The organism is Bradyrhizobium sp. Kon58, from assembly GCF_055807455.1.
The window spans coordinates 1-252 of the sequence record NZ_JBVVOT010000547.1 but is presented as its reverse complement, the minus strand read 5'-3'; the positions used below and the strand labels follow the sequence as shown (position 1 = coordinate 252).

General features: G+C 60.7%; 1 pseudogene. It reads right to left on the bottom strand.

Features of this window, described 5'->3' with window-relative positions:
- Window positions 1-252: pseudogene (locus AC0L20_RS41445) on the bottom strand (MFS transporter); the annotation flags it as partial.

The window sequence follows — 252 nt, the reverse complement described above, 5'->3', positions numbered from 1 at the left end:
CGGTGGAAATCAGCAGCCCGCCAATGATCGGCAACTTGCGCGCAAAGCCCACCGAGGCGCCTCGGCGAATCAGCCAGTCGGAAAAAATCCCGGAACACAGGACACCGACGAACGCCGCCAGGAAGGGCAGCGAGGCCAGCAGGCCGGACTTGATGAAATCCATGCCGCGATACTTCACCAGGTAGGTGGGGAACCAGGTCAGGAAAAACCACAGCGTGGAATTCAGGCAGAACTGGCCCAGGTAGATGCCCC